The sequence below is a fragment of the Massilia alkalitolerans DSM 17462 genome, from assembly GCF_000427785.1.
Taxonomy (GTDB): domain Bacteria; phylum Pseudomonadota; class Gammaproteobacteria; order Burkholderiales; family Burkholderiaceae_D; genus Telluria; species Telluria alkalitolerans.
Window position 1 is genome coordinate 110,397 of record NZ_ATYR01000018.1, and the last position, 13,598, is coordinate 123,994.

A 13,598-nucleotide genomic window follows, 5' to 3' on the forward strand; every position below is an offset into this window, starting at 1 on the left:
GTCCACGATGGCGCGCCGCAAGCCTGCCGCGCAGACTGGTCCCACCCATCATATTCCCGTTCCCCACCAGGATGAACCGAACCGCCGCCCTGCAGATCCGATTCCTCGCCGCCGCACTGCTCGCCGTCACGGGCAACGCCGCCTGGGCGCAGGCGCCGATCATCATCAAGTTCAGCCACGTGGTCGCGCCGGACACGCCGAAAGGGCGCGCCGCCGAGCGCTTCAAGGTCCTGGCCGAGCAGATGACCCGCGGCCGGGTGAAGGTGCAAGTCTACCCGAACAGCCAGCTCTACAAGGACCGCGAGGAGCTCGAAGCCCTGCAACTGGGCGCGGTGCAGATGCTGGCGCCCTCGCTGGCCAAGTTCTCGCCGCTGGGCGTGAAGGAATTCGAAGCCTTCGACCTGCCGTATATCTTCCCGTCCAAGCAGGCGCTGTATGCGGTGACGGAGGGGCGCATCGGGCGCGGCCTGCTGCGTAAACTCGAGTCGAAGGGCATCACCGGCCTGGCCTACTGGGACAATGGTTTCAAGGTGATGTCGGCCAACAAGCCGCTGCTGGCGCCATCCGATTTTCGCGGCCTGCGCATGCGCATCCAGTCCTCCAAGGTGCTGGACGTCCAGATGCGCGTGCTGGGCGCCCAGCCGCTGGCGCTGGCGTTTTCGGAAACCACGCCGGCCCTGCGCGACGGCGTGGTGGAAGGCACCGAGAACACGCCCTCGAACATGTACACCCAGCGCATGCACGAGTCGCAGAAGCACCTGACGGTGTCGAACCACGGCTACCTGGGCTACGCCGTCATCGTCAACAAGAAGTTCTGGGACGGCCTGCCGGGCGGGATTCGCAAGACGCTGGAAAAAGCCATGGCCGAGGCTACCGCCTACGAGAAGACCATTGCCCAGCGTACCAATGACGCGGCCCTGGAATCGATCCGGCGCGCCGGCACCACCACTATCCATACGCTCAGCCCGCAGCAGCAGGCCGAATGGCGGCGCGCCATGCAGCCGGTGTACACACAGATGGAAGCGCGCATCGGCAAGGACGTGGTGCAGGCGATCCAGCGCGAGGTCGCCAGATAAGGACTGATCAGAGCGTCTTATGACAGCTGCATGACAGGCCTTGCGAACGCTCATGCGTTTTCTTCATATCTAAAAATAATTTTTGGTAATGTGGCCAAAAAGATACGTTTGCTCGAAAAGCTTGCGTTATGATGGGGCCTCTTCGCACCCACATGGTGCGTACGCGAACAGAACACACACGGTTTTGGGGAGCATAGAGAAAATCACGGTAATCCATACCGGAGAACAATCGAGGAGACACACGTTTTACAGAAGCCGTTAGCACCGCTAAACGGCCGGGGACGTGACCCGAATTGTAGCGCACCTCAGGGTGCGCTTTTTTTTCGCCGGAAGCCTTGGCTGGGGGTGGCCGGGCGCCATCCCAGCGGTTAAGATGCTGGAATGAAGACCGACCAGGCAAGCACCTTGTTCAACGCCATCGTCCCGGCGCCGTTCGGCGCCATCGGGATCCGCACCACTGACGGACGTGTCCGCGAACTGGTCTATCTACAGCCTTCGTTCCAGGAAAAGGCCGCCGACAACGAGGTGGCCGATGCCGCTGCCGTCCAGGTGGCGCACTACCTGCAAGACCCCGACTTCCGCTTCGACCTGCCGCTGTTCGAGGCCGGTACCGAGTTCCAGCGCCGGGTCTGGTCCGAAATCTCTGCAATCCCGCGCGGCAGCGTCAAGACCTACGGCCAGCTGGCCAAGATGATCGGCTCGGCCCCGCGCGCGGTCGGCCAGGCCTGCGGCGCAAATTGGTTTCCGCTCATCGTTCCCTGCCACCGCGTTACCGCATCCGGCGGCCTGGGCGGGTTTTCGAACCAGGACGACGAGAACGGCTTCCACCTGTCGGTCAAGCGCTGGCTGCTGCGCCACGAAGGCGCCACCGCATCCCCATGGCAGCAGCAATCGATCTGGGACTGATCGACGAGTTCTGCGACACCCTCTGGCTGGAACAGGGGCTGGCCAAAAATTCGCTCGACGCCTACCGCCGCGACCTCAAGCTGTTTGCCGGCTGGCTGGAAGTCAAGCGGCCGCAGCGCGCCAGCCTGCTTGCCGTGCAGCCCGAGGACATCGCCGCCTATTTCGCCGAACGCCACGCCGACACGCGCCCCAGTTCGGCGAACCGGCGCTTGTCGGTATTGAAACGCTTCTACGGGCTGGCGCTGCGCCGCAACCAGGTCCCGATTGATCCCTGCCTGAAGATGGCCTCGGCCAAGCAGCCGACCCGCTTCGTCCACACCTTGAGCGAAAGCCAGGTCGAGGCGCTGCTCGCGGCGCCGGACGTGTCCACGCCGCTGGGCCTGCGCGAACGCACCATGCTCGAGCTGATGTATGCGAGCGGGCTGCGGGTGTCGGAACTGGTGGACCTGAAACTGGTCGAAGTCAGCTTGAATGACGGCGTGCTGCGCATCACCGGCAAGGGCAGCAAGACCCGCCTGGTGCCTTTCGGCCAGGAGGCGCGCAGCTGGCTGGAGCGCTACCTGCGGGATGCGCGCGGCATCATCCTGAACGGGCAGGTCGACGACGCCTTGTTCGTCACCGGCCGCGGCGGGGCGATGACGCGCCAGATGTTCTGGATCCTGATCAAGAAGCATGCGCAAAAGGCCGGCATCGGGGGACCGCTGTCGCCGCACACCCTGCGCCACGCCTTCGCCACCCATTTGTTGAACCATGGCGCCGACCTGCGTGTAGTGCAGCTGCTGCTGGGCCACGCCGACATTTCGACCACACAGATCTATACGCATGTTGCGCGCGAGCGCCTCAAGCATCTGCATGCGCAGCACCACCCGCGGGGTTAATTCAAGCCGCCGCGCAAGCAGTGGGCCATAATGGGCCTGCAGCACCGATCATCACCCTTCACATCCACTGCTAACGAGGTGAACATGGCACGGACGAATTTCCAGTACGAAAAGCGACAGCGCGAGCTCGAGAAGAAACGCAAGGCGGAAGAGAAGGCCAAGCGCAAGCAGGAGGCCAAGCGCGAGACCGAGGAAGGCAGCAGCGGCGAGCCGCAGGCAGAGCAGGGCGAAGCGGCCCCGCAGGACGCCGCCTGAAGGCAGGTCCGCGGGGCCGGCATGGAATGCTTCGCGCTCGGGCTCCGTCCTGGCGAAGAGGGTGGAGCTCCTTGCGCATGATGCCAATATAGCCAGGCGCTTCGGGGGCATCCAGCCGGATGCGACGGGCGGTTGAAACACGGGTCTGGAATGCCGCCCGGGCGCGACGGAATGCAGGCGAAGCCTGCTTTTGCGTGCCCGCAAACGCCACGGTGGCAGGGCGGGGAAGAATGACGGGATTGTCATGGCACTCATGACTGTTTCCGTTAGAAAAGGATTCTTCCGTGAGCGAACAAGCGCGAGACCCGACGGGCTGGCCCAGTGGGCCGCGCGGGCTGGACTTGCCTGCCGATCCTGTCCGCCACGTCCAGGACCGTCTCCAGGCGCCTGCGGCGCCGCATCCGGCAGCGGCCGGCGCCCTGCCTGAAGCCGTCGAGCTCGACGGCCCCGGCCGCCAGGCGCTCGACTGGCTCTACCGTTTCGTGACGGCGATCGAACTGGCGCCGGCGGTAGCCGTTCATTCACGCGATGGGGCCGGCATCGTGCGTTTCTGGAACCATGCCTGCGCCCAGCTGTTCGGCATCCCGGCCAGCCATGCGCTGGGCAAGCCCTTCCGCGAGCTGGTGTCCCACCTCGACCAGCAGCGCGAATTCGACGACACCATCGCCGGCATCTGGCGCGACGGCGAGGCGCCGGCGCCGCGCGACTGGCGGGTCGAGACCGCCGCCGGCCGGCGCCTGTGGCTGCATTCGAACCACTTCCCGGTCAAGCGCGACGGCCACACGCAGCAGGTGTTCTGCATGGAAGTGGACATCACCGCGCGCAAGCAGGTCGAAGACAACCTGAGCCAGGCGGCGCGGGTGTTCGAGAACGCGCACGAAGCCATCATCGTCATGGATGCCGAATACCGGGTGCAGGCGGTCAACCAGGCCTTCACCGCCATCACCGGCTTCGACGCCGCCGACATCATCGGTTCCACGCTCGCCAGCCTGCCCTGGGGCGAGGACAAGGAGGACGGCAGCGGCGGGGGCGGCTTCTACGACACCATCTGGTCCCAGCTCGACGGCAACGACCGCTGGCAGGGCGAGCTGCCCGCCGTGCGCAAGAACGGCGAGCACTACACCGCCTGGGTGGCGCTCACCACCATTCGCGACCCGCATGGCGCCGCCAGCAGCTACATGGCGACGCTCTCCGACATCAGCGAACGCAAGCGGGCCGAGGCGCAGGTGCGCCACCAGGCCGAGCACGACACCCTCACCGGCCTGCCGAACCGCGCCCTGTTCCTCGACCGCATGCACCAGGCGCTGGCCACCTGGCGCCGCCAGCGCGACAGTTTCGCGGTCCTGTTCCTCGACCTCGACCGCTTCAAGGCCATCAACGACAACAACGGCCACCAGACCGGCGACGCGGTGCTGCGCGAAGTGGCCGCGCGCCTGCGCGGCTGCGTGCGCCGGGTCGACACCATCAGCCGGCTCGGCGGCGACGAATTCGTGGTGCTGCTGGCCGACATCGGCGGGGTCGACCAGGCCGCGCACGTCGCCAATGCCGTGATGGGGGCGGTCTCGCGTCCCATCGAGGTGGCGGGGCAGCAGCTGACGCTGTCGGCCTCGATCGGCATCGCCATCTGTCCCACCGACGGCGGCGACGTCGACACCCTGATGCACCATGCCGACGTGGCGATGTACCACGCCAAGCAGAACGGCCGCAGCAGCTTCCGCTTCTTCAGCCCCGAGATGAATGCGCGCGTGTTCGAGCGCGGCGAACTGGAAAAGCGGCTGCGCCAGGCGCTCGAACGCGGCGAATTCGTGCTCGAGTACCAGCCCGAGCTCGACGTCGGCTCCGGCAAGGTGATCGGCATGGAAGCGCTGATCCGCTGGCGCCATCCCGAACGCGGGCTGCTGCTGCCGCACGAGTTCCTGCCGGTGGCCGAGGAATGCGGCCTGATCGTGCCGATCGGCGAATGGGTACTGGTTGAAGCCTGCACCCAGGCGCGCACCTGGCGCGACGCCGGCCACGCGGTGACGGTGGCGGTGAACCTGTCCGACATCCAGTTCCTGCACGGCCGCCTGCTCGAGACGGTGGACGCCGCGCTGGCGCAGTCCGGCCTGGCGCCGGCCTGGCTCGACCTGGAGATCACCGAGGGCGCCATCATGCGCGGCGACCACGTGCTCGACGACACCGTGAAGTCCCTGCGCGAACGCGGGGTGCAGCTGACCATCGACCGCTTCGGCACCGGGCTGTCTAGCCTGTCGTCGCTGCGCCGCTTCCCGCTGTCGAAGCTGAAGATCGACCGCAGCTTCGTGAGCGACATCGAGCACGATCCGCTTGACGCTGCCCTGATCCCGGCGATCATCGCGGTGGCGCGCAGCCTGCGCCTGCGCGTGGTGGCCGAAGGCGTCGAGACCGAAGAACAATTGCGCTTCCTGCGCCAGCACGGCTGCGACGAATACCAGGGTTTTTATGCAGCGGGGGCAAGCGCCCGGCCGGATTTCAATCCGGCGCTGCGTTGATTACATCCGCACTGGCACCGGCCAGGGGTCCATCTGCTCCGCGATCTTCCTGGCCGCGCCGCGCACCATTAGCTCCCGCAACATCAGGGGCGCCAGCGGCGCCAGGATCATGAACGCGGAGGGCACTGTCCTGAATCCGAGCACGGTCGGCTCGAAAACATACACCAGCGCGATTGCCACGATCCACGCCACCACCGCGAGGACGAACCAGGGGGAAGATCCGACCGCCAGCCTGGCCTTGCGCACGATTTCCGTTTGCAATCCCGGCGGCAGGCGCCGCATGCTGCGGCACTGGTACAGTGGCGCCACCGGCATGCCGGACGGGTCCGGGAAGCCGAACCTGCTGGCGCGGGCCTGTTCGAGCAGTTCATCGGCAATGCGCTCGGTCTGGGCTTTCGACAACACTTGCTTTCTCCTCCAAGAGTGGTTCCGGGAAAAGAGTCTAGCGACTCCGCGGCGCCAAACATGCGCGAAATGTCACGGCCGCGGCCAGGCCGCTCAGCGCTCCCCGCCGCCGGCCTGGCCGGCCTGCGAATACAGGCGGATGCGCGCCAGCACCTGCCCGTGGTCCGAGGCTTCCGGCAACCCCAGGTTCAGGTGGTCGTTCAGGTACACCACGTCGACCACCTCGCCGATCGCATTCGGCAGCACCGGATTGAATTCCTGCGACACCAGGATATGGTCGATGGTCGAGTGCCGGCTTTCGTGCACGATCGAGAAGCCGACGCTGCGCAAGTTGTCCTGGTGCATGTGCAGGCGCGCGGCGTCGAACATGCGCTCGCCCAGTGGCGCGCCCTCGCCCAGCACGATCTCCGTGGTCACCGAATCGGCGACGTCGTTGAAGTCGCCCAGCACGATGCGCGGGCGTTGCTTGTCGCGCGCCATGTCGGTGAGCAGCACGCGCAGGGCGGTGGCCTCGGTGCCGCGCCGGATCAGCGAGCGCAGGCAGGCGAGGGCGTACAGGTTCGGGTCTTCGCCGGTGTCGCTGCTGCGGTAGTCGGGGCGGCGCGATTTCAGGTGCACGACGATCACGTCGATGACGATGCCGGGCGCCAGTTCGACCTCGGCATGCAGTGGCGCGCGCGTGAAACGGTCGGGGTCGCGGCTGCCCGGCGGCATGGCCACGTTGTCGGGAAACATGGCCATGGCGCGTGGGTGGCTCAGTACCGGCAGGCGCGAGACCAGGGCCACGCTCGGGGTCAGGCGAGGCGCCTCCGGGTCGGGATCGAAACCCAGGTGGACCGCTTCGCGAAAGCGCCGGGTGCGCGCCAGCACCTCGCGCAGCGTGGACTGCGAGAAAATTTCCTGAAAGCCGATCACGTCGGCATTGAGCAGGTCGATCTGGTGCGCGGTCCAGTCCAGCTTGGCCTCGTATTCCTCCGGCGTGCAGGGAGCGAGATTTTCGTAGCAGCGCATGCCCGGCGGGGCCAGGTTGAAGGTGTTGAAGGTGGCAAAGCGAATTTCTTGCTGCATAATAGAAACCCCTTATGTTCGTCTTAAGCGTACCACGCATGGCCAAGAAAGAGCACGTATCTGAGACACCCGCGACGCAGTTCCTGCGCAAGCACGGCGTGGTTTTTACCGAACATCCCTACGAGTACGAGAAGCACGGCGGCACGGCCGTCTCTTCGCGCGAACTGGGTGTGCCTGAGCACAATGTCGTCAAGACCCTGGTGATGCAGGACGAAGCGGCGCGGCCGCTGATCGTGCTGATGCACGGCGACCGCAAGGTGTCGACCAAGAACCTGGCGCGCGCGATTCCCTGCAAGTCGGTCGAGCCTTGCAAGCCGGAGGTGGCGCAGCGCCATTCCGGCTTCCTGGTTGGCGGCACCTCGCCCTTCGGCGTGCGCAAGGCGATGCCGGTGTACGTCGAGGAATCAATCCTGGCGCTGGACAAGATCTACATCAACGGCGGCCGCCGCGGTTACCTGGTCGGCATCGCCCCCGGCGTGCTGACCGCGACGCTGGGCGCGAAGCCGGTGCAGTGCGCGCTGGCGGAATGATTGCCAAAGGGCATGCTCACTGTGTATAGTCCGAGCGCCTGAGGTCCAGACCGACAAAATAGTAAGAAAGTGACATGAACACCCTGATCGCCACCATTGCCGCCTACCTGATCGGCTCGATTTCCTTCGCCGTCGTGATGAGCCGCGCCTTCGGCCTGTCCGACCCGCGCACCTACGGTTCCAAGAACCCGGGCGCCACCAACGTGCTGCGCAGCGGCAGCAAGAAGGCCGCGATCGCGACCCTGGTCGGCGACGCCGCCAAGGGCTGGCTCGCGGTCTGGCTGGCGGTCAAGTTCGGCCCGCAGTACGGCCTCGACGACGGCGGCATCGCCCTGGTCGCGATCGCCGTGTTCCTGGGCCACCTGTGGCCGGTGTTCTTCAAGTTCGTGGGCGGCAAGGGCGTGGCGACCGCGCTCGGCGTGCTGCTCGGGATTAATGTGTGGCTGGGACTGGCGACGCTGGCGACCTGGCTGATCGTGGCCTATGCCTTCCGGTATTCCTCGCTGGCGGCGCTGATCGCGTCGATCTTCGCGCCCTTCTACTACGGCCTGCTCTTCGGGGCGGACGAGATCCTGTTCGCGGTGGCGGCGATGAGCGCGCTGCTGCTGTGGCGCCACAGCAGCAATATCGGAAACCTGATGGCGGGCAAGGAATCGAAGATCGGCAGCAAGGCCAAGGGCGCCGCCAGGAAATAGGGCGGGCGTGTGCCGGCAACATGGGGAGCAATGCTCCCCATTTTTCATGGCGCACCGAAAAAGCCGCATCGCGTTACCATATCGCCATCAGGCACCTGCGGTGCCGCAACGAACTTGAAAGGTGGCACCCTCATGAGCAAACAACTCCGCATCGATTTCGTCTCGGACGTCTCCTGCCCCTGGTGCGCGATCGGCCTGAGCTCGCTGGAGCTGGCGCTCGGCCGCGTCAAGGGAGAGGTCGCGGCCGACATGCACTTCCAGCCCTTCGAGCTGAATCCGAACATGGGTCCGGACGGCCAGGACATCGTCGAGCACATCACCGAGAAATACGGCGCCACCGCCGAGCAGCAGGCCAGCAGCCGCGAGATGATCCGCCAGCGCGGCGCGGACGTCGGCTTCAGCTTCGACATGGAGCGGCGCGGCCGCATCTACAACACCTTCGATGCGCACCGCCTGCTGTCCTGGGCCGAGGAAGAGGGCCGCCAGCGCGACCTCAAGATGGGCCTGTTCGAGGCCTATTTCACCCATTGCCAGGACCCGAGCTGCCACGACGTGCTGCTGGACGTCGTCGAGCGTGTCGGCCTGGACCGCGAGCGGGCCAAGCGCATCCTGGAATCCGACGAGTACGCCGACGAGGTGCGCGAGCGCGAGCAGTTCTTCCAGCGCGCCGGCATCCACTCGGTGCCGGCCATCATCATCAACCAGCGCCACCTGATCTCGGGCGGCCAGCCGCCGGAAGTGTTCGAGCAGGCGCTGCGCGAGATCGCGGCGCAGAGTGACGCTGCTGCCCAGCAGTAAGAATTACTTCAGGTCGAGCACGACCGGCTGGTGGTCCGACGCGGCGGTCTCGGACTGCACCTCGACCGTCGCTACGCGCGGCGCCAGGTCGTCGGTGACGAAGAAGTAGTCGTAGCAGTCCGGCTTGTCCGGCCACGGGTAGCCGTGCAGGCCGGTGGTCGGGGCGCGCGCCACGCCGCCGTGGGCGACGCGCCAGGCATCGACAAAGGCCGGGGCATCGTCGATCGGCGCCAGCATGGCCTGGTAGTCGCTCGAATCCGGGGTGAAATTGAAGTCGCCGCAGAGAATGCTGGATGCCGGACGGAAACCCAGCTGGAAGGGCGCGTCCAGGCTCGGGTCCGGCTGGAAGATGCGGGCGCGGGCGCTGGCCTCGGCGTGCAGTTCGCGGATGCGCTGCACCTGCGCCCTGCGCTGCAGCGCCGAATAGTACTCGAGGTGGGTGGTCATCAGGCGCAGCTTGCCGCTGGGCGCATCGATCACGGTTTCCATCAGGCCGCGCGGCATGCCGGCCGGGTTCTCCGGGTCGGCCGGCCAGGGCAGCAGGTGGCGGTGCACCTGCGAAATGCGGTAGCGCGAGAGGATCAGGTTGCCGAACAGGCGGGGCGAGTTGTTCTTGTAGAGTTCGCTTGGGGCGTGCTCCATGGAATGGTAGCCGCCGAAGGCGCCGCCCAGCTGCTTGAACTGGTTGGCGGTGGCGCTGCCTTCCAGTTCCGAGTGATTGGCCGCTACTTCTTGCAGACACACGACATCCGGATTCAGCCGTCGCAGGACGTCGATGATCGCATGAATGCGGATCCGGCCGTCCTTGCCACAACCCCAACGAATGTTCCAACTTACAACGCGCATCACACACCCTCCGTAAAACTTAACCGTCGGATATTGCCATCGTTTGGCAAGGGGCGGTCACACCGTAGGATCGATGTCAGGCTTGCAAGTTCAATGTTGAAAGCAAGTGTAAAAGGCCTTGTCAGGCGGCTTCCAATTCGTCCAGGGGCCAGCGTGGACGCACGTTGAAAGCGTAGTCGCGCTGGGCCAGATCCGGGTTGCGCTCGAGGCGCATGGCGCCGGCAAACGCGATCATGGCGCCGTTGTCGGTGCAGAATTCCAGCTCCGGGTAATACACCTTGAACTTGCGCTTGGCGGCCGCGGCATCGAGCGATTCGCGCAGCTGGCGGTTGGCGCCGACGCCGCCGGCGATCACCAGGCGCTTCAGGCCCGTGTGTTTCAACGCGTTCACGCACTTGGCGGTCAGGACCTCGACGATGGCGTCGACGAAGCCGCGCGCGATATTGGCCTTGTCCTGCTCGCAGATATTCGCCACCACCTTCTCTTCGTGGTTCTTCACCACCGTCAGCACGGCGGTCTTCAGGCCCGAGAAGCTGAAATTGAAATCCTTCGAATGCAGCATCGGGCGCGGCAGCGTGTAGGCAAGCGGATCGCCGAACTCGGCCAGGCGCGAGATCGCCGGGCCGCCCGGATAGCCCAGGCCGAGCAGCTTGGCCGACTTGTCGAAGGCTTCGCCGGCGGCATCGTCGAGGGTCTCGCCCAGCAGGGTGTAGCGGCCGACGCCGTCCACGCGCATCAGCTGGGTGTGGCCGCCCGAGACGAGCAGGGCGATGAAGGGGAATTCCGGGCGCTCGCTGGCCAGCAGGGGCGAGAGCAGGTGGCCTTCCAGGTGGTGTACGCCCAGCACCGGCTTGTCGAGGGCGAGGGCCAGCGAGCAGGCCACCGAGGAGCCGACCAGCAGCGCGCCGGCCAGGCCAGGGCCCTGGGTGTAGGCAATGGCATCGATGTTCGATGCGGGCATGTCCGCGCGTTTCAGGACCTCTTCCAGCAGCGGCAGGGCGCGGCGGATGTGGTCGCGCGAAGCGAGTTCCGGCACCACGCCGCCATACTCTTCGTGCATGGCGACCTGCGAGTGCAGGGCATGGGACAGCAGGCCGCGCTCGGTGTCGTACAGAGCCAGGCCGGTTTCATCGCAGGAGGATTCGACGCCGAGAACAATCATGGGGGGGAAACAGCAGGGAGGAAAAGCGAGATTTTACCGTAGGGTGGGCGGCTCGTGTTCTGGTCCACTGGACCAGAACACCCCACGCGGTGATAGTTAGCAGCAAGATTATCCCGCACGAGAGCGGAGCCGACAGCAATTCCTTACGGACGCTGCAACAGTTCCTTGTGCGCGCTCCGCAGCATCGCCTCGGTCTCTTCCCAGCCGATGCAGCCATCGGTCACCGAGCAGCCATACTTCAGCTGCGACAGGTCTTCCGGAATCGCCTGGCTGCCGCTGACGATGTTCGATTCGATCATCACGCCCACCAGCGAGCGGTTGCCGTGCCTGATCTGCTGGATCACGTCCGACATCACCAGCGGTTGCAGTTCCGGCTTCTTGTAGCTGTTTGCATGCGAGCAATCCACCACCAGGTTGGCCGGCAGCTTGGCCTTCTGCAGGGCCTGCTCGGCGATCGCCACCGACACCGAATCGTAGTTCGGACGGCCGCCGCCGCCGCGCAGCACCACGTGGCCATAGGCGTTGCCGCTGGTGCGCACGATCGAGACCGTGCCCTGGCCATTGATGCCCAGGAAGGCGTGCGGGTTGGCCGAGGACAGCACGGCGTTGATCGCGATCGAGACGTCGCCGTCGGTGCCGTTCTTGAAACCGACCGGGGTCGACAGGCCGGAGGACATTTCGCGGTGGGTCTGCGATTCGGTGGTCCTGGCCCCGATGGCGGTCCAGGCAATCAGGTCGCCCAGGTACTGCGGCGAGATCGGGTCCAGCGCTTCCGTGGCGGTGGGCAGGCCCAGTTCGCACACGTCGAGCAGGAAGCGGCGCGCGCGTTCCATGCCGACGTCGACGCGGAAGGAGTCGTCCATGAACGGGTCGTTGATATAGCCCTTCCAGCCGGTGGTGGTGCGCGGCTTTTCGAAATACACACGCATCACCAGCACCATCGTGTCGGCCACTTCGGCCTGCAGCGTCTTGAGGCGGCGCGCATAATCCAGGCCGGCTTCCGGATCGTGGATCGAGCAGGGCCCGACGACCACGAACAGGCGCTTGTCCTTGCGGTCGAGAATGTTGCGCAGGGTTTCGCGGCCTGCCATCACGGTGGCAAAGGCCTTGTCGGACAGCGGCAGCGTGGCGTGGAGTTCGGTCGGCGTCGGCATCTGCCCGAACGAACTGACGTTGGTATTTTCAATGGCAGGCGTGTTGATCATGGTGCGGTGGTTTCTAAAGGGAATATCCAGTGTAGACCGAAATTGCTGCACTTGCACACTGCTGCCCAAAAACTCAGGCCGGCGCGCACGGGCCGCGCACAGGCGTTGTATGCTTGCGCCATGGACAAGAACATCGAAGGCTTTGCCGCCGCCCCCTTCATCAAGGAAATCGGCCGTGGCGTGAAAGGTGCGCGCAGCATGTCGCGCGAGGATGCCCGCGCGCTGTACGCGGCCATGCTGGAAGGGCGGGTCTCCGACCTCGAACTGGGCGCGATCCTGCTGGCGATGCGCATCAAGGGCGAGTCGGTGGAAGAACTGGCGGGCTTCATGGATGCGGCCGAAAGCGCGTTCGCGCCCTTGCCGAGCCCGCCGGGAGACTATGCCCCGGTACTGATCCCGAGCTACAACGGCGCGCGCAAGCTGGCCAACCTGACTCCGCTGCTGGCCCTGCTGCTGGCGCGCGAGGGCGTGCCGGTCCTGGTGCACGGCGTACGCAAGGACCCGGGCCGCATCACCACGAGCGAGATCCTGCTTGAACTCGGCCTGGCAGAAGCGGGTACGAGCGCCGATATCCTCGACGCCTTCGCCAGCCGCCGTCCCGCCTTCATCCCGATCGAGAACCTGGCGCCGAGCCTGGCCCACATGCTGTCGCTGCGCCGCATCCTCGGCGTGCGCAACTCGACCCATACGCTGGTGAAAATCCTGCAGCCTTTCGAGGGGCCGGCGCTGCGTCTCGTGTCCTACACCCATCCGGAATACCTGGAGACGCTGGGCGAGTACTTCTCGACGGCCGCCCCGCCCGAGCGCGGCGACGCCTTCCTGATGCGCGGCACCGAAGGAGAGACCGTCGCCAATCCGCACCGCGCTCCGCGGATCGACTGGTTCCACGGCGGCCAACGCAGCCTGCTGGTCGAACGCGACGCGCCCACCGACCAGCTGGCCGAAGTGCCGGAGGCGCGCGACACGGCCACCACCGCGGCCTGGATTGCGGCCGCCTTGCGCGGCGAGGTCCCGATTCCGCCGCCGATCGCGGCTCAGGCTGCACATTGCGTCGAGGTCGCGCGCGGCTTGCGCCGCTGACACGGCAGCCCCGCGTTTTTCCTTCGCAGGCGAAAGGTCATCCCTTTGGGATGGCCTTTTGTTGTGCGCTCAGCATGAGCGCACTCTTGTGGGTGAAAGTCCCGCCGTGAGCTGACCACAGTGAGCGAAGTGAAGCACAACTGCGTGAGGGTGACCGAGCGTGGGGAGGAAGTGTGGATCGAAA

At 65.8% G+C, this 13,598-nt stretch carries 14 protein-coding genes; 9 read left to right on the forward strand and 5 right to left on the reverse strand.

The genetic code is table 11. From position 1 onward, the window contains the following. Positions 1-71 precede the first annotated feature (71 nt). From YWC_RS0118380 to YWC_RS29960, 5 genes are all read left to right on the forward strand, one after another. A complete protein-coding gene (locus YWC_RS0118380; protein ID WP_051306552.1) occupies positions 72-1,076 on the forward strand; it encodes a TRAP transporter substrate-binding protein in 1,005 nt (334 codons plus the stop codon). A gap of 381 nt (positions 1,077-1,457) precedes the next feature. Then, positions 1,458-1,982 carry a methylated-DNA--[protein]-cysteine S-methyltransferase gene (locus YWC_RS0118385; protein WP_027866705.1) on the forward strand — a complete coding sequence of 175 codons (525 nt, stop codon included), beginning with the start codon at positions 1,458-1,460 and terminating at the stop codon, positions 1,980-1,982. Next, entirely contained in the window at positions 1,955-2,860 is a 906-nt protein-coding gene (gene xerD, locus YWC_RS0118390) for a site-specific tyrosine recombinase XerD (RefSeq protein WP_027866706.1), read from the forward strand. Before YWC_RS0118385 ends, xerD begins: the two co-directional genes overlap by 28 nt. Positions 2,861-2,944: 84 nt before the next feature. Then, positions 2,945-3,115, forward strand: a complete 171-nt coding sequence (locus YWC_RS33380) for a hypothetical protein (RefSeq protein ID WP_169728135.1) — start codon at positions 2,945-2,947, stop codon at positions 3,113-3,115. Positions 3,116-3,399: 284 nt separating this feature from the next. Next, complete coding sequence (locus tag YWC_RS29960; RefSeq protein WP_229413136.1) at positions 3,400-5,625, forward strand: putative bifunctional diguanylate cyclase/phosphodiesterase; 2,226 nt, start codon at positions 3,400-3,402, stop codon at positions 5,623-5,625. On the opposite strand, the gene YWC_RS0118405 is transcribed toward YWC_RS29960, so the two are convergent. Further along, the gene (locus YWC_RS0118405; protein WP_027866707.1) at positions 5,626-6,030 is read right to left on the reverse strand and encodes a hypothetical protein; all 405 of its coding nucleotides are present in this window, start codon (positions 6,028-6,030) and stop codon (positions 5,626-5,628) included. 93 nt (positions 6,031-6,123) lie between these two features. Then, positions 6,124-7,098 (reverse strand): endonuclease/exonuclease/phosphatase family protein, encoded by a 975-nt coding sequence (locus YWC_RS0118410; RefSeq protein WP_027866708.1) that lies wholly within the window; start codon positions 7,096-7,098, stop codon positions 6,124-6,126. 38 nt (positions 7,099-7,136) lie between these two features. Between YWC_RS0118410 and YWC_RS0118415 the strand changes: the two genes are divergently transcribed. From YWC_RS0118415 to YWC_RS0118425, 3 genes are all read left to right on the forward strand, one after another. Next, positions 7,137-7,628 carry an aminoacyl-tRNA deacylase gene (locus YWC_RS0118415; protein ID WP_027866709.1) on the forward strand — a complete coding sequence of 164 codons (492 nt, stop codon included), beginning with the start codon at positions 7,137-7,139 and terminating at the stop codon, positions 7,626-7,628. A gap of 74 nt (positions 7,629-7,702) precedes the next feature. Beyond that, on the forward strand, positions 7,703-8,323 hold the full coding sequence (plsY, locus tag YWC_RS0118420; protein ID WP_027866710.1) for a glycerol-3-phosphate 1-O-acyltransferase PlsY: 621 nt from the start codon (positions 7,703-7,705) through the stop codon (positions 8,321-8,323). A 132-nt stretch (positions 8,324-8,455) separates the two neighbouring features. Further along, positions 8,456-9,121: a DsbA family oxidoreductase gene (locus YWC_RS0118425; RefSeq protein WP_027866711.1), complete on the forward strand. Its 666-nt coding sequence runs from the start codon at positions 8,456-8,458 to the stop codon at positions 9,119-9,121. Positions 9,122-9,124: 3 nt separating this feature from the next. Here YWC_RS0118425 and YWC_RS0118430 read toward each other — a convergent pair whose 3' ends face one another. The 3 genes from YWC_RS0118430 to YWC_RS0118440 form a co-directional block, all read right to left on the reverse strand. Next, entirely contained in the window at positions 9,125-9,967 is an 843-nt protein-coding gene (locus YWC_RS0118430; RefSeq protein ID WP_027866712.1) for an endonuclease/exonuclease/phosphatase family protein, read from the reverse strand. 121 nt (positions 9,968-10,088) lie between these two features. After that, on the reverse strand, positions 10,089-11,129 hold the full coding sequence (gene tsaD, locus YWC_RS0118435) for a tRNA (adenosine(37)-N6)-threonylcarbamoyltransferase complex transferase subunit TsaD (RefSeq protein ID WP_027866713.1): 1,041 nt from the start codon (positions 11,127-11,129) through the stop codon (positions 10,089-10,091). Positions 11,130-11,272: 143 nt separating this feature from the next. Further along, positions 11,273-12,334 (reverse strand): 3-deoxy-7-phosphoheptulonate synthase, encoded by a 1,062-nt coding sequence (locus tag YWC_RS0118440; protein ID WP_036214957.1) that lies wholly within the window; start codon positions 12,332-12,334, stop codon positions 11,273-11,275. Positions 12,335-12,454: 120 nt separating this feature from the next. Between YWC_RS0118440 and ybiB the strand changes: the two genes are divergently transcribed. Next, positions 12,455-13,414, forward strand: coding sequence for a DNA-binding protein YbiB (gene ybiB, locus YWC_RS0118445; RefSeq protein ID WP_027866715.1), 960 nt, complete (start codon positions 12,455-12,457; stop codon positions 13,412-13,414). Positions 13,415-13,598 lie beyond the last annotated feature (184 nt).